Annotated in this window: 12 protein-coding genes, 1 tRNA gene and 1 pseudogene; 10 read left to right on the forward strand and 4 right to left on the reverse strand. The window is 56.6% G+C overall.

Annotation, left to right across the window (positions count from 1 at the left end):
- Positions 1-18 precede the first annotated feature (18 nt).
- The 3 genes from Q0650_RS05365 to Q0650_RS05375 all read left to right on the forward strand — a co-directional run bounded on the left by Q0650_RS05365 (position 19) and on the right by Q0650_RS05375 (position 4131).
- Positions 19-1659: a trypsin-like serine protease gene (locus Q0650_RS05365; protein WP_298816664.1), complete on the forward strand. Its 1641-nt coding sequence runs from the start codon at positions 19-21 to the stop codon at positions 1657-1659.
- Between the two features lie 204 nt (positions 1660-1863).
- Positions 1864-2472 (forward strand): inorganic triphosphatase, encoded by a 609-nt coding sequence (locus Q0650_RS05370; protein WP_298816666.1) that lies wholly within the window; start codon positions 1864-1866, stop codon positions 2470-2472.
- Between the two features lie 165 nt (positions 2473-2637).
- The gene (locus Q0650_RS05375; RefSeq protein WP_298816668.1) at positions 2638-4131 is read left to right on the forward strand and encodes a CHAD domain-containing protein; all 1494 of its coding nucleotides are present in this window, start codon (positions 2638-2640) and stop codon (positions 4129-4131) included.
- Here the strand turns inward: Q0650_RS05375 and Q0650_RS05380 are convergent.
- Positions 4092-4841 (reverse strand): TIGR02206 family membrane protein, encoded by a 750-nt coding sequence (locus tag Q0650_RS05380; RefSeq protein WP_298816670.1) that lies wholly within the window; start codon positions 4839-4841, stop codon positions 4092-4094. The genes Q0650_RS05375 and Q0650_RS05380 overlap by 40 nt on opposite strands.
- A 605-nt stretch (positions 4842-5446) precedes the next feature.
- Between Q0650_RS05380 and groES the strand changes: the two genes are divergently transcribed.
- Positions 5447-5749, forward strand: a complete 303-nt coding sequence (groES, locus tag Q0650_RS05385) for a co-chaperone GroES (RefSeq protein ID WP_298816672.1) — start codon at positions 5447-5449, stop codon at positions 5747-5749.
- Positions 5750-5796: 47 nt separating this feature from the next.
- Positions 5797-7437, forward strand: coding sequence for a chaperonin GroEL (groL, locus tag Q0650_RS05390; protein ID WP_298816674.1), 1641 nt, complete (start codon positions 5797-5799; stop codon positions 7435-7437).
- A 60-nt stretch (positions 7438-7497) separates the two neighbouring features.
- Here groL and Q0650_RS05395 read toward each other — a convergent pair whose 3' ends face one another.
- The gene (locus Q0650_RS05395) at positions 7498-8322 is read right to left on the reverse strand and encodes a hypothetical protein (protein WP_298816676.1); all 825 of its coding nucleotides are present in this window, start codon (positions 8320-8322) and stop codon (positions 7498-7500) included.
- 200 nt (positions 8323-8522) lie between these two features.
- Here Q0650_RS05395 and Q0650_RS05400 point away from each other — a divergent pair.
- Positions 8523-8598, forward strand: a tRNA-Gly gene (locus Q0650_RS05400).
- Positions 8599-8712: 114 nt separating this feature from the next.
- Here the strand turns inward: Q0650_RS05400 and Q0650_RS05405 are convergent.
- Both Q0650_RS05405 and Q0650_RS05410 read right to left on the reverse strand, forming a co-directional pair.
- Positions 8713-10185, reverse strand: coding sequence for a P-loop NTPase fold protein (locus Q0650_RS05405; protein WP_298816678.1), 1473 nt, complete (start codon positions 10183-10185; stop codon positions 8713-8715).
- An 84-nt stretch (positions 10186-10269) separates the two neighbouring features.
- A complete protein-coding gene (locus Q0650_RS05410) occupies positions 10270-12315 on the reverse strand; it encodes an SUMF1/EgtB/PvdO family nonheme iron enzyme (RefSeq protein ID WP_333691927.1) in 2046 nt (681 codons plus the stop codon).
- A 533-nt stretch (positions 12316-12848) separates the two neighbouring features.
- Here Q0650_RS05410 and Q0650_RS05415 point away from each other — a divergent pair.
- The 4 genes and pseudogenes from Q0650_RS05415 to Q0650_RS05430 all read left to right on the forward strand — a co-directional run.
- The gene (locus Q0650_RS05415) at positions 12849-14831 is read left to right on the forward strand and encodes a GAF domain-containing protein (protein WP_298816682.1); all 1983 of its coding nucleotides are present in this window, start codon (positions 12849-12851) and stop codon (positions 14829-14831) included.
- A complete protein-coding gene (locus Q0650_RS05420) occupies positions 14828-16996 on the forward strand; it encodes a GAF domain-containing protein (protein ID WP_298816684.1) in 2169 nt (722 codons plus the stop codon). Before Q0650_RS05415 ends, Q0650_RS05420 begins: the two co-directional genes overlap by 4 nt.
- A 134-nt stretch (positions 16997-17130) precedes the next feature.
- A complete protein-coding gene (locus Q0650_RS05425; protein WP_298816685.1) occupies positions 17131-19869 on the forward strand; it encodes an ATP-binding protein in 2739 nt (912 codons plus the stop codon).
- Positions 19853-20455 (forward strand): annotated as a pseudogene (locus Q0650_RS05430) (hypothetical protein); the annotation flags it as partial. The gene Q0650_RS05425 and the pseudogene Q0650_RS05430, both read left to right, overlap by 17 nt.

A 20455-nucleotide genomic window follows, 5' to 3' on the forward strand; every position in this document is an offset into this window, starting at 1 on the left:
AAACAATAGGAGTTTTCTATGCGCTTTCGTAGGCTGGCACTCGTTCTCATTTCGGTCGGGCTGTTCTTCGCTGTTGTCGTATCCGCGCGACAGGTAATGTCAGCTACACCGCCACCGCAGACGAGCGTGGTCGGCGGCGAGCCGGTAGCGCCGGGTGACTACCCGTGGTTGGTTGCGTTGCTGATTGCGGAGGTCACTGAGGAAGCGGCGGCCTTTTGTGGCGGCGCGCTGATCGATGATGGCAACGATTTTACGACGACTCAATGGGTATTGACGGCGGCGCATTGTCTGGTATTTGATGGCGAAGTAGTCGATCCATCGGCGATTGAGGTTCTAGTCGGACAGCAGGCGCTCTCGCAGACGACGCCAGAGCAACGGCGCGCAGTGGCAGAGATCATCACCCATCCTTTCTACTTGCCTGGACAGGTGCTGGCCAATGATGTTGCGCTGTTGTATCTGGCCGAGCCGGTGGTTGACATTACCCCGATCAGAATCGCAACGCCGGATGATGCTGCGCGCTTTGCGCCCGATGTTACGGCGCAGATTGCCGGCTGGGGCAACCGGTTGCCGCAAACGGGGGTTGATGATCCGGATGTCGCCCACAAGGCCCAACTACCGATTGTCAACCTGGCAACGTGCAACGAGCGTTACGATGGCGCGCTGAGTGACATGCATCTGTGCGCCGGTATCTACCCTACAGGTGGCGTTGATACCTGTCAGGGTGATAGCGGCGGCCCGTTGATGGTTCCCGATGGATCGGGTGGGTTGCTACACGCCGGGATCGTCAGCTTCGGCGTCGGTTGCGCCTGGCCACACTTCCCTGGTGTCTACGCGCGCACGGCCTTTTTTGCCGATTGGATTACAGCTCAAATCAACGGTGATCCACACGTTGACATCTGGCAGTTGCAGTTGCCTGAGAATCTTGCCGAGACGCCATGGTATATCTCGACAGCAGCGCCGAATACGCCGTATACTTATACGGTGTTTGTCGCCAATAGTGGCGCTACGCCGCTGACCGATCTCGAAGTTGTGGTTGAGGTTCCCGATGGCGTAACGCTGGCACCCGATAGCATCAGCAATGATGGCGTGTTCAACGGTTCGACCGATGAAATTATCTGGAACGTTGGCAATTTATTGCCTGGTGAGTTGATCGAGCTGACGTATCAAGCGCAGGCTGACGCCAGTGTTGTTGCCGGTAACTATCGCGCGTTGGCCAACGAAGCTACAGCGTCGCGACGCCGTGAGGTTGCGCGAACCCTCATCGATGAGCCTCGTCTGTACGTAGCAGCTTTTGCGCCCTCTGAAGTTGAAACCGGTTCGATCTATCCGATTGAATTTGTGGTCATCAATTTCGGGCAAGGTGAAAACGCCGGTCTTGACAGCTTCGAGCTGGTTGTTTCACTGCCACCCGGAATTGAGGTCGTTGACAGCGGCGGTGGTGTTATCAGCGGTAGCACCGCGCGCTGGTCAATCCCAGAACTGCCGGCATCTGAGGCGGTTGTCAGAACGCTATTGATGCAGGCTGGCGAGGTTGGCGAGGTTGCGCGGATCACGGATTATGGCCTGTACGACGGCGAAACGCTGCTTCGGTACGGCGCTAGGGGAGCGCAAGCGGTAGTCGGCCCGGCGATCCGCTATCTGCCCATCATCAGCAGGTAGTTGGAGGCGGTGGCCGGGGATGAAGCCCGCGCTGACTCATCGCTGCATGTCACTAAACGAGCGCTGCGCAGGAACTCTCGCCACGGCAATACGTGGCGAGAGTTCTGATATTCACATATCCTTGCGAATTTCTACCGTAAACCGGCTACAATAGAGCAGGTGATTGCGCGATGTTTTTGCCGCTCCCAGGTTCAAGGAGTTTTCATGGAAGTTGAAGCAAAATACAAGGTGAACGCCGCCGACCTCGATCGTCTGGCCACATTGCAGGCAATCGGGCACTACACACTGCGCACTTTGGACGGCGAGCGACAACGCAACGTGTACTACGATAGCGCCGATGGCCGGTTGGCCGCCGCGCGTTTTGGGTTGCGCGTTCGTCAGATCGGTCAACGTTCGTTTGTTACGCTCAAAGGGCCGGCCCGGATCGACGAACACGGCATTCACCATCGGGCTGAGTTCGAATTTCCCGGCGACGATCCCAATCCGGCGCATTGGCCGGAGGGTCCCGCTCGCGATCTGGCCCAGGCGCTGTTGTTGGGTGCGCCACTGCGCCCGTTGTTGACGATCGAGACGAATCGTCGGATTATTCATGCTGCGCGCGATGGGCAGGATCGGGTGGAATTGTGTCTTGATCGCGGTACCATCTATGCCGGCAAAAGGCAAGCGCCGATTTGCGAACTCGAACTCGAAGTATTACCCGCAGGATCGGTCTACGATCTGACCGAGCTGGCGCAGGCCTTGCGAGCATTGATCAAGCTTACGCCCGAACGGCAAAGCAAGCTCGAACGGGGGATGCTATTATTGCAGCAGTAGGGTCTGGTTTTGGCATCGGTTGTGGCAGTGTACAGACACGGTGAGCGGAATCCGAAACGCATCGATGTCAGCCTGGGCCAGACATTGATACCGGGTTGGGATCAGAGGTTATTGCGCGCAAGAGCTTTATTGTCCTTGCCCAGATCTTGAGAGAGTGAGGTGTTTATGACACAGATCTCCCATCTCGCTGGCTACGTCGAAACCCTGCTCGCCCAATACCAGGTTGACCATGCGCATGCCCGCCAGGTCGCCGACCATGCATTGACATTGTTCGATGCTCTGGCCGGATCGCGTAAGTGGCCTGATGGGGCTCGCGATCTGGTTGAAGCCGGCGCGTTATTGCACAACGTTGGTCTGACCACCGATCCTCCCGAACATCATCTGGTGGGGCGCGACATCATCTTTCATCACGAGTTGGGTGACGAGTCTGATCAGGCGATTTTGGCTGCTATTGTCGCGCTCCATCGGCGCAAACCGCGCGCTGCGCTTGAACCGGCAGTATTGTGCCTTAATTCTCGCAAGCGGAAACTGGCGCTGGAACTGGCGGCGATTGTGCGGGTCGCCGATGGTTTCGATTACAGTCAGTCGCAAACCACCCAGGTCAAAGTGACGGCGAGCAATGGTCGGCTTAGCTTGCTGGCGATTGGTCCACATGCGGCGGTTGACAGCGAACGGGCATTGGCCAAGGCCGATCTGTGGGAACGGGTTATCGGGCCGCGTCCTGAGGTGATTGTGCAAAGTGAAGGAACGGTAGTGGAGCCGCTGGCTGGCGAGGAGGAGCCGGTTGAGCGATTGGAGTACTGGTACGCTTCCGGGAACGTCTCCTTCGCCGAAGCAGGTCGAGTCGCGTTACGCCGCCAACTGCGGCGTTTACAACAGACGGCGCGCGCGGTAAAGGCCGACGAAACTATTGAAGCAGTGCATGATCTGCGGGTCGCTACCCGGCGGATTCGGGCTGCCCTGCGGCTGCTCGAACCGGTTGCGCCGGCGAAAGCGGCGCGGCGGGCAACAGAGATTGTGCGTGAGCTGGCCCGGGAAGCCAGCGCTACGCGCGATCGTGATGTGCTGCTTAACGACATAGCTCAGCGCAATTTCAGCGGGATAACGCCGGTCGTTGAGGCGCTCCGCGCCGAGCGCGCGCAAGCCCATACAACGCTGGTTGAGCATCTGGAGAGCAAACGATACGATCGCGATATGCGCGTCCTGGCTCGCCTGGCCTGTTATGCTGCCGGATGGGACAATGAACCGCGGATAAAAGATCGCGCCGGCAGTATGCTGTACGCGCACTACGAGGCATTGCGCGCCTACGACCGCAATGGTTTGCCGGAAGACGAGGCGACACTGCATGCCATGCGCATTGCCGGCAAGCGGTTTCGCTATGCGCTTGAGTTGCTAAACGATATTGCCGGCGAGCGGTTAGGCGAGCTACTTAACCCGCTTATCGACTTTCAAGACCATCTCGGCGCGCTCAACGACATTAGCGTTGCCCGTGGCCTGCTGGCCCCACACACCGAACGAGCGTCGGAGGCAGTCGCAGCCTATTTGTCGGCGCGTGAAGCCGAATGGAATGCGCTACGCGCCGGGTTGCCGGAATGCTGGAGCCGGCTGGTCAGCGCTGACTACCGGCGCACTCTGCTCGCCGTAATCGGCGATCTCTGAAACCGATCGGCTAGCGCAAATGGCAGGTAGAGCAGGAGGATTGTCGCGATTCCGATCACTTCCATCCAGATGATGTAGATTGGCCATGGCCCGAGCAGATCGAGCAGACTGGGAGTGTACGGTTTACGCGAGAGAAAGAGGTAGTTGCTGTCGAGCAACCAGTTGATCACACCAACCACAGCCATCAGGATATTGGCGCCGATAATGACTCGCCCCACCGATCCCCAGGTGGGGCGATACCCTTCCAGCGCAATCATCGTCAGCGCCGCCAGAACGATGCCGCCGTGGGAAATGAAGCTCTGGAAGGCGCGAAAATGGGGAAAGCCGTACACTCCGATGTCGGGGGTGAGCAATGCCTGTAACGCGCCGCCGATACCCATGAAGTAAGCGAATTCGAAGATACGATAACTGCGGATGATCAGCATTGCGACGCTCAACCAGGTAAACAGCGTACAAAGGTGCAAAGGCAGCATGTACTGAATTGACCATAACCCATGCACCCAAAACCAGAGGTTGTACGCTAGCTCGTTTACTGCCAGTATAGCAGCCAGCGCGTAACGCCAGTAACGACCGGCTGTGGTTGAGAGCTTGCGCCCTGGGCCGAGCATCCAGCCGCAGGCCACTGCGACACATGCCAGCGCGATGAAATGCGGTGGACTGAAGAGGATGAACGGCGGCCCATTCCAGGACAAACCAAATATGTCTGCCATATGGTACCCGCTCCTCTATGGTAATCTGGTGTTGCTGTTATAGATCCATAATATCAGATTCCCGCCGGTAACGAATAGGCGAGGGGCGAGGGGCGAGAGGCGATAAGAATCATCCCTCTGCGTTCTCTGCGGCCTCTGCGGTTGGATAGGCGATAGGCGATAGCCGATAGCCGATAAGCAATCATCCCTCTGCGGTTCAATAGCCGATAGGCGAGAGGCAATCGTTGCGTGTTGCAGGTAGCGGCGGGCGGGGAGGGGGTAGGGGCGAAGCGGCGCTTCGCCCCTACAATCTGTGGCTGGATCAATAACCGATCGGCGATAACCAATCATCCCTCTGCGTTCTCTGCGGCCTCTGCGGTTGGATCAATAGCCGATAGGTGAGAGGCGATAGGCAATCATCCCTCTGCGTTCTCTGCGGTAGGATTGCCCGATCGTAAGGTTGCTCGTGGCTAGCACTCGTCTGCGATGAGTGCTAACATTGACTTGACAAACCGCCCGATCTTGTGTACTATTACCAGCGGATTAGCACTCTTGAAATGACAGTGCTAACCAGTGGAACCTTCGCAAACCGTTGGAATTGTATTACCGAACGGAGGATAGCAGCTATGGCGGATTTCCGCATCCGACCTCTTGGCGACCGTGTGGTGGTCAAGCCGGTTGAGCGTGAAGAGAAGACCAAGACCGGTATTTTCCTGCCCGATACCGCCAGCAAAGAGCGCCCTATGGAGGGCACGGTGCTGGCGGTTGGCGAGGGTCGTCGGGATGACGACGGCAAGCTGATCCCGATGAGTGTCAAGGTTGGCGATCGGGTGATCTTCGCCAAGTACAGCGGCACCGAGTTCAAGCTTGATGATGTCGAGTATCTGATCCTGGCGGAAAAAGACATTCTGGGCATCGTTCAGGAGTAGCAACCTCGCGCTAATGGCGCTATTCTCAGTGGAGGATTATAGATCCTATGCCAAAGCAGTTGTATTTCAACGAAGAAGCGCGCCGCGCGCTCAAGCGGGGCGTCGATCTGGTAGCCGACGCAGTTAAGACCACCCTTGGCCCCCGTGGCCGCAACGTGGCGATCGACAAGAAGTTTGGTTCGCCGACGGTGACCCACGACGGCGTGACCGTGGCGAAGGAGATCGATCTGAAGGATCCCTTCGAGAACATGGGCGCGCAGTTGCTCAAGGAGGCGGCCACCAAGACCAACGACGTTGCCGGTGACGGCACCACGACTGCTACCGTGTTGGCTCAGGCGATCGTGACCGAGGGCTTGAAGGTAGTGGCGGCGGGCGCCAATGCGATGCTGCTCAAGCGTGGTCTCGACCGCGGCGCCGAGGCGCTGGTTGCGGCAATCAAGGCTAGCGCAGTTCCGGTGCGTGACCGCGCCGACATTGCTCATGTGGCGACCAACTCGGCTGCCGATAGCGAAATCGGTGAGCTGATCGCTGAAGTGATGGAAAAGGTCGGCAAGGATGGCGTGATCACGGTCGAAGAGTCGAAGGGTGTCACCTTCGAGAAGGAATACACCGAGGGTATGCAGTTCGACCGTGGCTACATCTCGGGCTACATGGTGACCAACGTCGAGCGGCAGGAGGCTGAGCTTGACGATCCCTATATCCTGATTACCGACAAGAAGATCAGCAGCATTCAGGAAATCCTGCCCGTCCTCGAGAAGGTGTTGCAGGTGACCAAGAACTTCGTCATCATCGCCGAAGACGTTGATGGCGAAGCCCTGGCGACGCTGGTGGTCAACAAGCTGCGCGGCACGATCAATGCGCTGGCGGTGAAGGCGCCTGGCTTCGGCGACCGCCGCAAGGCGATGTTGCAGGACATTGCGATCCTCACCGGTGGCACCGTGATCAGCGAGGAGATTGGCCGCAAGCTCGATAGCGCGACGATCGAGGATCTGGGCCGCGCTCGCAAGGTGATCGCGACCAAGGATGACACCACCATCATCGAAGGCCGCGGCGATGAGGCGGCAATCCGCGCCCGCATCGAGCAGATCCGCGCCCAGATTGCCACCACTACCAGCGACTTCGATCGCGAGAAGCTGCAAGAGCGCCTGGCCAAGCTCGCCGGTGGCGTGGCCGTGATCAAGGTCGGCGCCGCGACCGAGCCTGAGCTGAAGGAGAAGAAGCACCGGGTTGAGGACGCGCTGAGCGCGACCCGCGCTGCCGTCGAAGAGGGTATTGTCCCCGGTGGTGGCGTGGCTCTGATCAACGCTATCCCGGCCCTCGACAACGTGCAGGTGGCCCACGAGGATGAGAAGGTCGGTCTGCAAATCCTGCGCCGCGCCCTCGAAGAGCCGCTGCGCATTCTGGCCCGCAACGCCGGTGAGGATGGTTCGGTCATTATCGCCAACGTCCGCCGCATGCAAGAGGAAAAGGGTGACAAGACCATCGGTTACAACGTGCTGACCGGTCAATATGGCAGCATGATCGAGCAGGGCATCATCGATCCGGTGAAGGTGACCCGCAGCGCCGTGCAGAACGCGGTCTCGATTGCGGGGATGATCCTGACGACCGAGGCTCTGATCACTGACATCCCTGAGGAGAAGCCGGCGGCTGGCGCTGGCGCCGGTATGGGTGGCGGCATGGACTTCTAAGCCGTCGGGTTGCGTCGGCTGTTACGGGGCGGCCATCGAGCCGCCCCGTTTGCATGCCGGTCAATTATTCTGGCGAGAAACACCGTCAGCGTCGGCAACGAGCGCAAGAATTTCGTCGATTGTCTGCGCAACCGGGCGCGCAAGCGTAAACCAGACTGTACTTACCGGCGCGGCAAAGGTCTGCTCAAGCGCCGCAATCGTCTGCCGACGCCGGCGCTCGACTCGCGCCGGATCGGCGTAACTATCATCCGCCTGCTCGCTAGCGCCGAAATCATCAACGACTACGATCCGATCCGGCGCGGCGCGCAATCCGGCCTGCACCCGCTGCCAGAAGAGCGGTTCGGCCTTTGCGACACCAAGTTCCGCCGAATTGGCAATCAGTGCCATTGGCGGCGCAACGAGCGCATTGCGTCGCCGACGCGCAATGCGCCCATTGCGGAGCTGCAAAGACAACGCTGCCCAGCCCAGCTTTGCCATCTGGCGGGCAATCTGTCTGGTAGCTTCGACATAATGATCGGTGGCGATCAGCGTGATTGCGCGGGGATCGGCGCGGAGCGCAGCGAACAGCCGCTGCCAGGCCGGATCGATCTCCGACGCTGCCATGTAAGACTGGACAAAGCGGGCCGCCCTGCGCGCAGCCAGCGTTGCCGCAACGCCCCGCGCCTCCAGCCAGCGCGCCAACAAGCCCTTTAGCCCGATCTGAGTGGAACTGCCCTCGATCCAGGTCGGCCCAACGACTTCATCCCAATACCGGGCAACATCAATTCCAAGCGTCCACAGTCCGGCATCTCGCAAAGCGGCCTCCAGGCGAGCCGGCGCGCCGAAACGAACCGCTTCCAGGCTGAGAGTGCCGGAAAAATCGAGAATGAGCAGAATCTTTTTCATACCTGCGCCAGCATTGAACGAGATCGCGCGGTAACGATTCGTTACCGGTAAAGCGCCAACTGCTTCCTGTTCATGGTACTCGAAACAGGCTCTATCGAGATACAATGCGGCGCGCGGTATTACCATGCCGGTTGACGCGCGACAACACCCGCCATCGATTGACACATACTCCAAATTGTGTATAATAGCGAGCGTGCCGCGCGGGAGTGGCTCAGTTGGTAGAGCGACACCTTGCCAAGGTGTAGGTCGCGGGTTCGAATCCCGTCTCCCGCTCCAATTCCTCCCAATCTTTCTTCCCCATTCGTAGTATTGAAACTATTCGAAGAGTGAGAACTGCGGCGCAATGCGCGCTGTGAAGGGTTGGTAGCAGGGGAGGATCCTTCTTCTCACTTATGTTGTCGATGTCGGGTTATCGTCGGTGATCCTGCTCTGATAAACAAGTTCACGCAGCTCGTCATCACTGAGGCTGTCAAAGAACGGTTCCTGCTGAAGCATCTCGCGCAAACGTTCATACTCCTTGCTGCGGAGCTCATCACGCAATTCTGGAGGGGCAGATGTGCTGCCAGGTAAACCCAGTATACTACTTTCGATGTGGCGCAGGAGCATTGGGTCGCGCGCGATCCGATCGTAGAGGACGGCAAATCCTGTTTGTATGATGGTCAGCTTTGCGATCAGTCCCACCCGTGTTTGGCGACCATAGGCGCGATCGAGCATGAGATGCAGGCGAAAGATATTGAAGCTTCGCTTGACTTTACGTGGATTGCGAATCAGACCGACGGTCATTAAATTAGCAACTTGATCAATCTCTTGATCATCCAAACCTTCTACCTTTGCCTTTTTTAGTTGTTTTTGCAAGAAGCCCTTGATAACCTGTGGCGCCAGTGGCGGTAAAGTAAACGGTATCTGAACAATCTTCTCCAGGTAATCGCGCTCAGCAACCGGAAAGGGGGCGGTTGCATTCGTTTCGCCAAGGGCGAAATCCTTATAGTGAACGCGGATACCACGTTCGATAATTTCGCGATCAACTCCGATCACAAACACACACCCCGGTATGTCAAGAAAGACCTTAATCGACTCTAGCACCCCAATAGCCTGTTCTGGCAAGCAACGGTCGAGATCGTCGATGAAAAGCACCAGTTTTCGATCGAGGTCGGTAACTAATTCCTTTATCAGTTTTTTCAGTTTTTCGTAAAACTGTTCGAGTGATTGTATCTTTTCACGATAGATACGAGTGTGTTCACGTTGAAAAAGATCTAATATATTTGTCGTATAGCCTTCATCACCTGCCTGCTCACCGCTCGTTGCAAATGCGGCCATGATGTTACCTAAGACTGGCATATATTGAAAGCCAGCATGAATCAGCATGTTAACTATTAGCTTTCCGGCCTGATCCCAGCGAAACTGAATTTCACCTGGCTCCTCCTGCTCTACACTAATGTAGAGACAGGCGATGAGATCGTCGAGCTGACGGTTAATATCAGTGCGAGCCTCTTGCAAGCGCTCCAGCTCGGATGTTGCTCGCGCATTAAGTTTGCAGTATTCGCGTAGCCAGCCATCATCGTACCGGACTCGCTCACGGAGTGCCTCGACGACGCACAGTAATAGCGTCCGCCAGAGCGCATCTTGCTGCGCATAGCGCCACGCATCGAACCAGACAGTGACGCATTTCGTATAATCCAGTTTCTCCAGGATCATGCGCATCATGCTGGTTTTACCGCTTCCCCAGGGGCCGTAAATGCCAATGGTCAGCGGTGTGTCAGCTTGTTGAGCATCTTGAATGATCTTTGTGAGTGTTTTGATCGCCGGGTCAAAACCCAGTTCGTCTTCGGTCGCCGGCAAGTCGCCATAACCGACTGATGGCATAGTGTGTACTTTCTCCGACAATTACAAATAAGAGCTGCTATTGTATTGCGAGAGAATATGTTTACACCGTGCATCTTTTGCGCCTCAGATCGGGAAATCACAGGCGATGCGAAATCCTATGGTATATTGGCGATTGCGCGGAAGGAGATTCAAGCGGCGCGATCCGCGAGTGTCTTTATGTTCGGAAGAATGCGAGCCACAGCGAAGAGCGCGACGAACATTTCCCTTTAAATAGTTCGCTTCCCACTCATTTTCCACTTGATAAGGGTATTGTTTCTGCCATTTTGTTGCGCACCACTCCCAGACGTTTCCAGCCATATCGAGAACTCCGTACGGGCTAGCGCCTATGCGATAATATCCAACTCTGGTTGTCCGATGATTTCCATAGTTACAAGCTGTTGGATCCCAACTATCTCCCCATGGCCAGATCCTTCCATCCGGTCCGCGCGCTGCTTTCTCCCACTCAGCTTCGGTTGGCAGTCGAAATGTAATGCCGATTTGCGCACTGAGCCAGCGGCAATAGGCTACAGCCTCAAACCAGCTTATACCGATCACGGGATGATCAGCGCCATTATATTCCGGGTTGTCCCAATACTCAGGTTGAACAAACGGACGTTTCTGACACCAATCCCAGCCCTCTTCTGTCCAGTAATTTCGATTGGTGTAGCCATCACTTTCTACAAATGGCCGGAACTGGGCGTTAGTGATGGGTGTTTTACTAATCCAGTAATCTGGTAATTCTAATCGATGTTGTGGCATTTCATCAGAATTCGCCCATGGATCGTTCCCATTACTACCCATAATGAATGGACCAGCCGGTATTTTGATAAATTCGGGGAACCAGGTAGGAAGAGTCGGATCACGCAATTGCTCAATTCGGGTAAGGCTGGTTTCTATCTCGCGCAGGCGATGTTGCAAATCTGACCGTTTCTCAAAAATAACAGAGCGTTCAAGCTGCGTAGCAATATCCTGTCGTTCGTTGCGCAGAGTGGTAATGTGCTGGACACGAGCTGTTCGCTGGGCCACTAGCGCTGCATTTTGCACTGACATTTGAGTGGGAAGGGATAAACCTAGCCATTTAGCCAGCGCAACACTAAACAGCGAGTTCCGTGGTCTCCAATAGTTATCGGCGCGGTGGGCAATGCCTAGCAGTTCTAGCTTCTTGATATGGTCGGGGGCGTGATCGGCGACGGGTTGAATAACGCTGAGCAGTCTGAGTGCTGCGTCTTCGAGTTTATGGGTTCTAAGATTTTGTTCCAGACTTTTTAGGAGTGAGTCATTGGTCAAGAGCGACCATGCCAGTTGATCGAACTTCTGCGCATCGACTTGCTCTCCTGCCTGGTATTGATTGACCAGCATTTCACCCAGTCTCTGGGTGAGATATGGATGACCATTAACGCAGGCGTAAACTGCCTTGCCTGGTTCGTGTCCCTGGGCTTGCGCTATGCCGAGTACGCTTAACCCACCTGCTATGAGATCAATTGCCTCTGCTTCACTAAGATCGCCCAGATAAACTATCTCGCAGATATTGCGAAGTGATACTTTCCCACTAAAGACTAGATCATAAAGGTCGATGCCACCAGCGATTACACATTGAACTTTAGCAAGCGTTGAACTGGTCAAGCGTTTTGTGTGCAGTCCACGCAAGACGTAAGCAAGATCAGTACGGGTAGTTTCGGGCAGAGCCGTTAATGCGTCGAAGATCAATACGAAACGCTTTACCTGATCTGAGGAAAGGGCACGTTCCAGAAAATTGATCAAAGCTGCGCCATCAGTCTCGTTACTATCAGGTGTCTCTGGTAAGTTGGGCAACACCTTCTCCGCTTCTTTTGCTATGTGGCGGTAAACTTGTGATTGATTGGCGCCTGAAAGAGATTGAAAATCGACCCAGCAAGTCCGTACACCATCGCGCCAATGCCTTTCCAGATTGGACTTGAGTCTCAGTAGTAAACTTGTCTTGCCAGTCTGAAGACCACCACAAACCAGTAAAAAAGCATCGTGATAGTTTCGGCATACCTGCTCGAGTTTGTCCAACTCAGCCTGCCGTCCTCGGAAGGATGGATGACTAATTTCTAGCGCACCTATACATTTAAAAGTGGGGTATTGATTACTCACAGGCACTGAATACACTTTGTGAATAATCTATGTAATTGTATTATACCAGAACTCTGACATTGTTGTTGCGATCGATACGCAGGATATCAATTACTATCAAGCATGAGCAGGTCAAGATAGTTGTCCATCCATATTAAAGCGAACGATGCAACTGGTCAGGCATACCCCCATCAGCGCCACAGTTGAGCCGCTGGTAGGGCGGGAATGGGGTAATTACCCTGGTCAGTCTGTCGCGCATGCCGGGATCTGTTTTGCCCCTGGAAGCGAGGTAGAGTCGGGCAAACATTTTGTAATCGACAAATTTGGGGTTTGGAAGGAATTGTAAAGGGTCATTTCCTCAATTGTGCATCTCGCCGGTTACGATAGCGCTGCGCGAGTCTACGGTGTTGGGCAGATCTAACGAGTTCAATCAAGCTACGACACTACCTCTCCACACACCCATTTGTGCCGCGCCGGTTGCAAAACCGGCTATAATACACGTGAGAACTCTGGTATATCGTTGCGTTCATTTGATCAGGCGTTAATGATCACTGTCCTGTGGAGTCTCCGTGTATCTACCGCGCAGTAATTTGCGTCGCATCCTTGCGTTGACGTTGCCCGGCGGGATTTCGCTCGGCGTCTTGCTCTATGCGCTCGTGACGCAACTCTCTGATCCAACGTCACCACTGACAGTGGCGCTCGCTTTGCTCTTCGGCGGTGTTATCGGTATCGCATTGTCGGTGACGGCCTGGCTTTCTCTGCGTTATGCGTTGGAAGAGGCGCGTCGCCATGCGGTGCGGCTGTTGAATGCCGATCTACCGCCGCTCGATGATCGCGATCCGCTGGTTGGATTGCGCCAGACTGTGACTGATGCGATCAGCGCCGTGCCCCGCGCAGAGACGATTGCTGGCCTGGCTGAGCGGTTGCGCGATGCGGGGAACTATGCAGCGTTGCTTGCGGCGGTCGCTGAGAGTCTGGCCGAGCATCTGCCGGCGCGCGGCGCAGTGCTTTTATTGCACGATGCTGAGCGTGGTGTGCTGACACCGACGGTTGCCTGGGGAGTTGGGAACGTTGATCGCACTGTGACGTTCGACATCAATGGTAGCGCGATCGGGCGCGCGGTGCGTGAGCGACGGTCGGTTACGCTGCCACATGTGCAGATGCGCGGTTTGCTGGCCGCCTCTGCGCCGATAGCGCTAACGGTGATAAGCTGGCCGCTGTGGGCGCAAGACGTGCCGTTGGGCGCGTTGTGCCTGATCATCGCCGGCGCCGATGCGCGGCTCAATGAGAGTCAACAGCATCTGATCGAACAGGCTACAGCCTTGTTGACGGTCACGTTGCAAACGCAGGTCTACCGGCAATGGGTCGATCGCGAACAGCGTCGCCTGGCTGCTTTCGATCAGGTGATGAATAACGTGGCCGAGCAACCCGATCTCGAGCGTGCGCTGGCGCATTTGCTCAGGATCGCCGCCGAAGTGACCGACTCGAACCACGGCACCCTGTTGCTGATCGATCCTGACACGATGACGATCAAGACGCGAATCACGCTGAGTGGCGGTGATATGTTGCCGCGCAACCTTGCCACAGCGCCGATTCTGAAGCTCGGCCTGGCCGGTTGGACGCTGCGCGCGCGGCGTGGCGCTATCATTGATGATGTCGAGCGTGATACGCGCTGGATTCCGACCCCTGGTCTGGAATTGATGCGGTCGGCGCTGGCAATGCCTCTGTTCCACGGCGACCGGCCATTGGGTGTTTTGACCCTGGCCGATCCCACACCCTCCCGTTACAGCCAGCGTTCGCTGGCGCTGGTGGCTGCGCTGGCTGCGCATGCAGTGGCCATCCTGGTGCGCCATCGTTATGAGGGGTTGATCGAACCGTTAGAACAGGCTCAGGCCCGTCAGGTGCTCAGTCTGTATCTTGGCCCGGAGATGATCCGCGAGCTGGTGGCGCAGCGAGCAATGTTAATGCAGGCAGTGCGCCCACAGACATTGATGGTGACGGTGGTTTATGTCTGTTTGCGCGGAATCGAGCGAGTTTCCGGATTGACAGCGCATCAGTTGATTGAACAGATTGCCGCGCCGTTGCATGCGGAATGTCGCGCGGTTGTCTATGGCCGGCAGGGCGCTTATGTGGCGAGCAATGAGCAGAGTTTCTGCGCCGTCTTTGGCTTTCCGCGACCGCGGTTTGATGACGCAGCGCGAGCATTGCAGACGGCATGGCAGTTGCAGGAAACAATTGCTCGCCTGCGGTTGCAATGGTGTCAGCAAACTGGCGCCGAGCTGACAATGGCGGCAGGCGTGACCACCGGTCAACTGGCGGTGGGAATGGTTGAGCATGATCATTCGGCAATGCTGATCTGGACGGGCGCTGCGATGCGCGATGCGCGTCGATTGGCGCAGTTGGCGCGCAGCGATGAGATTATGGTCGCAGATTCGGTTTTGAAGACGATTCAGCCTGCCCAGTTTAGTCTAGAGCCGTTGACGCCGGTAAGTTTACATAATGGTGATGAACCGGTATCGGTCTACCGACTGGCGGCGTGTGTAACGAAATGAGCGAGGCTTTTCCAGTTATCGGTCAATCAGAGCGGAGTACGGCAGGATTGTTGCGAATCGCAACCGCGATTGAAACGGCAACCACGCTCGATGAGTTGCTTATGCTGGCGCTCAATGAGTTTGTGCAGGGGTTGGGCGTTTCGCTCTGCGGTGTGTTGCTGCTTGATGCGGGTGGCGAGACTCTCTCGCTGGTCAGCACCTTTCCGCCGCGTGTCTCGTTACCGCCGCCGTTCCCGCTGCGCGATTTCCCGCTGACTCAACGCGCATTACAGCAGCGGCAATGGTTGCAAATTGCCGATGTTGCCGAACTGCTCAATCAACCTGACCGCGCGCCAACTGCCGCGCAGGTCTTGAGCATGCTGGCGGAAGCGCGTATTCGCTCACTCTTAGTCATTCCGCTGGTGGCGCAGGATCGCGTGATCGGAGCGCTGGCGTTCGCTACGATTGATCAAGTGCGTCGCTTTGACGAATCGGAAGTGAGTCTTGCCCGCTTGATGGCCAGCCAGTTGGCGGCGGCTATTACCGCTTTTCGCACCATCGAAGAGGCAGAACATCGCAAGGCTGAACTGGCTACGCTGAATGATATTGCGGCTGCGGTTAATTCGCTGCTCGATCCCCACGACATTTACCTTCTGGTTATGGAAAAGATCAACCAGTTCTTCCAGGTTGATGCCGGTTCGTTGCTGATGCTTGACTCAGAGACTGAAGAGCTGGTCTTTGTAATCACGCTGGAGAGAGGACAGGAAAAACTGGTGGGGATGCGGGTGCCGCCAGGCGTGGGGATTGTTGGCGATGTTGCTCGCACGCAACAGTATGCGATTGTGCATGATCCTGCGCGCGATCCGCGTTTTTATCGCGATGTGAGTGATGGGATTGGCTATGATGTCCATTCCATTCTCTGCGTGCCAATTGTGGTTAAGGGACGCACAATCGGGGTGATCGAGCTTCTGAACAAGCGCACCGGCTATTTTACCGAAGAAGAAGCGATCCGCCTGACCCGCATGGCCACGACTATCGGGATTGCGCTTGAGAATGCGCGCCTCTTCCAACAGGTGAGCACAGTGCGCGATCGATTCGAGGCAATTGTTAACTCGACCAGTGACGGGATCTTGATGGCCGATATGCGCGGCGTGGTGGTAGCCAGCAATGTGGTTGCAGCCCGGCTCTTCCGGCGGTCGCGCGAAGCGCTGCTCGGCTGCCAGCTCGATGATCTGATTGCAGAATTGCTGGCGCGGGCGCAAGAAGTGGCAGAGCCGGCCTGGCTTAACGACGGCGCGCCGCATCCGGTGATAGAGATTGAACTGGCGGATGGGCCAGGTCGTTATCTGCGCCATACAATTGTGCCGGTGCTCGATGCCGGCGGGATGCAGATTGGTCGTCTCGCTCTGTTCGAGAATATCGATAAAGAGCGCGAATTGGCCCGGTTGCGCGAAGACTATACGGGCATGTTGATCCACGACTTGCGCGCGCCGCTTACCGCGATTATGAATGGCATTATGATGGTGCAGCGCGGGTTGGGTGGACCAATTTCACCGCAACAGCAGGAGTTGCTGGGCATCGCCTACCAGGGCAGTCAGGCTATGCTTGAGATGGTAAACACCTTGCTCGACATCAGTAAGATGGAGCAAGGACGCATGAACCTCAATCTCGAACCATTGTCGCCGTATGCGGTGGTTGATAAGGCGATCGAGCGCTTGACGGCCTATGCCCAACAACGGCAGATCACCCTGATCCAGGATCTGGCGGTTGGGTTGCCGCCGATCGAAGTCGATCAAGAGAAGATCGCGCGGGTGCTGCAAAATCTGATTGATAATGCGATCAAATTCTCGCCGACCGGCAGTGTGGTAACAATCGGCGCCCGTTGTCTGACACTTACTGATGAGACGGAAGACCAGCAGATCGACATTCCCTTGTCATTGCCCGCATTGCCGGCAGGAACGTGGCTGATTTACTGGGTGCGCGATGAAGGTCCCGGTATTCCGCCACAATTCCACGCGCGCATTTTCGAGAAGTTTGGGCAAGTTCAGCATCAAAAATCCCAAGGCACCGGTCTTGGCCTGACCTTCTGCAAGCTGGCTGTTGAAGCGCATCGCGGGCAGATCTGGCTGCGTAGCCGCGAAGGTGAAGGCAGTATCTTCGCATTTGCGTTACCGGTTGCGCGCTGAACCTGTCTCTCCCAACGCTGCTGAGATGACGAAACTGTTAACGATTACCCCTATGATTAGACGCTGCCATCAGCTATACTGGCAGCGAGTCGTCGCCGCACATATGAGCATCGATTGAAACCGGGGGTGTTGTCGTGCGGCCTTTGCTACGCCTTCTGCGCTCGCGCATTCAATATACGATTATTCTCCCCTATCTGGCGCTGATGGTGATGGTCATGCTGGTGGGTTCTGGCATTGCCATTACCCTGGTCGCCGGGAGCTGGCAAGAGCGTTTTAATAACCAGCTCGGTCAGGTGGCGCGCAATTTCGCCGAGACACTGGCATTGCGCGAGATCAGCAACATTGCGTTCCTTGGCCAGATTATCTTTACTGCCGCTAATGCTGATACCGGCGCGCCAGCGGTGGTAGACGCGATTGCGCAGCGTGACAAAGAGGGGTTGGCGCAGGCTTTGCAGGGCCTGTGGACGCTTGGACAGAGCAATGAGAATGTGTCGCCCGATCGCCTGATCATCTTCGATCCGGCGGGTGTGGCCTTGCTCGATTGGGAACGAGCGCCAAACGGTAATGCGCCAGCGCGTTACGAGGGTACCGATTTGTCAGGTTTGGCGCTGATCGAGAATGTTCTCGGTGGAGTGCAGACACCGATCGGGGCCGGTGAGGTATTGGGCGATAAATATAGTGGTCTGATCGTCTTTCGCCAACCTGATGGCAGTGAGGTCTTGCACTTTTTCACCGTTGCGCCAGTCTACGCGCGCGCCAGCAATGATCAGGCGGCACAGTTACTCGGTGGCGTCCTGGTTGCCCAAAGGCTCGACCGCACCCTGGCATTCTTGCAAGAGCGTAGTCAGGCTGCATTGACTGCATTGTTCGATAGTAGCGGCAATCTGTTGGCTTCCACTGCGCCTGATAGCTTTTTGCCCGAATTGCGGCTTGATGCTACGCAGATTGACGAGCTGACCCGGTTGAATGCGCGTGGAGTGTGTCTTGATATTGGCAACTTAAGCGGTCGCTTGATCACGCCAGTTGAGCGGGTCAGTGTGCCAGCTTGTTCGCTGCTGACGACGACCAGATTTGGCGATTACGAATACCAGCTCGTGTATGCGCCGTTGCTCATTCGTGGCGCGCAAAATGGTTACTTTGGCGTCGGTCTCTCGCGCGATTTTGTGCTCAGCGCATGGGCCAGCAGCCGGAATGCAGTGGTTGGCGTCACTGCGGTTTTGGCACTTGCGGCGGTGCTGGTCGGCTATTGGGTAGCGCGTCGCATTACCCGGCCACTCGATGAATTGGTGGCAGTGGCCGAAGCGGTCAGTGCCGGCGATCTCGACCGGCGCAGCACAGTGGCTGAAGAGAATGAGTTGGGGCGTCTCGCGTTGGCGTTCAATCAGATGACTGCCCATTTGCTGCATCTGTATCAGATTAGCCGTCAGCTCAATCGCGAGTTGCGGGTTGAGACGATTTTACAGATTGCGACGGTGAGCGCGTCTGATTTACAACCACAAATGGAAGCAATCGCCATTGTTGCGACACCCGATGGCTGGCGATTTCGTCTACGCCCGGCGGCTCCCATCGGGTATGCCGCTCTGTTGAGGCATCGTTTCACTTCGCTGCCGGTAAACGGCAGTGCGCAGTTAGTTCCGTATACGGATCCGAATCTTGCTGCGGTTGGGCTGGCCGGCGCGCTTGCGGTGACGCTGCAACAAGAGCGACAGCCGATCGGAATGCTGATCTTTGCCCATCCGTTAGCCGACGCTTTCACGCCGGCGATATTACCACACTTGCAGACTATCGCTCATATGACGGCGGTTGCGCTGGTCAATGCGCTCTTGTACGAGGCGACACAATATGATGCAGAACAGCGGCGCGCTATCCTCGCTTCGATCAGCGATGGCGTGCTGGTCAGCAATGCTGAAGGGCGGGTTGTGCTGTTGAATCCCGCCGCTGAGCGACTCTTGCAGCCGGTGTTGCCTGCGCGCAAGGATGTCTTTCTGCGCGATCTCCCGCTGCATAGCAGCGATACGCATTCAGAGTTGTTTGGTCGGCCCGAACAGGTGATTTCCATCGGCAATCGGTTTTTGACAATGAGCAGAGCGCCTGTTTGTCTGGCTGATGGCACTTTCTCGGGTGAAGTGATTGTTTTTCACGATATTACCGCAGCGATTCAGGTAGATAGGGCCAAGACCGATTTTATCGCTACCATTTCCCACGAGTTGCGCACACCGTTAACGATTATTCGTGGCTACACCGATCTGCTGTTGCGACAGGGAGCGCAAGCTGGCAATGATGAACAGCGCATCATGCTGGAACAGGTGCAGCAGAGCGCTATGGCTATGACGAAACTGGTCAATAACGCCATCATGGTGGCAAATCTTGATTCCGGACAGGTCGAGGTGAATCTGCAACCGGTTGCGCTGGCACCAATCGTTGAATCGGCCTTGCATCCGCTGCGAGCGGCGTTTCGCGAGCGTGGCTTGCAGATCTTGCTCGCTTTGCCTGATGATCTGCCGCCAGTCATCGCTGACCGGGAGTTATTGCGGCATGCGATAGGTCAGATACTCGACAATGCTCGTCGCTATGTGATGCAGGGTCAGGTGCTGATTAGCGCCGGTCTTGAAGGGCAAGATCTCTGGATTGCGTTCAGTGACACTGGTCCCGGCATTCCGCCAGAGCTGATCGGTCGCTTATTTACCCGATTTCAGCGGGTTGATGGCAACAATTCCGCCCAACGTGGAGGAGGATTGGGACTGGCGATCACACGTCAGTTGATCGAGTTGCAAGGTGGCTCGATCGCAGTGGCGAGCGTGCTTGGGCAGGGAAGCACTTTTACGATCCGTTTGCGTTACGCCAGCGAGCAGAGCCATGCAGTCGGCAGATAAGACCTCATCAGACATCAGACGGGATTATCTGCGGTTGATGATTGTCGCCGCGCTGCTGCTGGCTCTGTTGCCGGTATTCTGCGTGATGCAGATCGCATTCTGGCTGCTCACTCCATTCAACGAACCATTCATGCCTGTCAACGCAGCGCGAGCTTTATCGGCTTACGAGCCATTTCCCGCCGATCTGAGCTTTGCTCCACCGGCGAGCGACCTGCCCGATCTGGCGGCAACTGAAATAGCGCAGCGCGCGCAGACATCGACAACCCGGCCAGTGCCATCTGAACAGGCGCCAATAATCGAAGTGCTTCCACCGCCGGTGCGGATCGATCCTCCGTCACTCACGCCAACTGTGACGGCGACTGCCGTGCCGACCGCGACGGCCACGGCGACGGCCACGGCACGGCCCACAGCCACGGCGACGGCCACAGCCACGGCCACACCGGCACCCTTGGCGACAGCCACGCCTACGCTCACGCCAGCGCCCCCGGCGACGGCGACCGCGACACCCCCGGCGACGGCCACAGCCACGGTCACGCCAGCGCCCCTGGCGACGGTGACCGCGACGGCCACGGCACGGCCCACAGCC

Source organism: uncultured Chloroflexus sp. (assembly GCF_937129525.1).
GTDB lineage: Bacteria > Chloroflexota > Chloroflexia > Chloroflexales > Chloroflexaceae > Chloroflexus.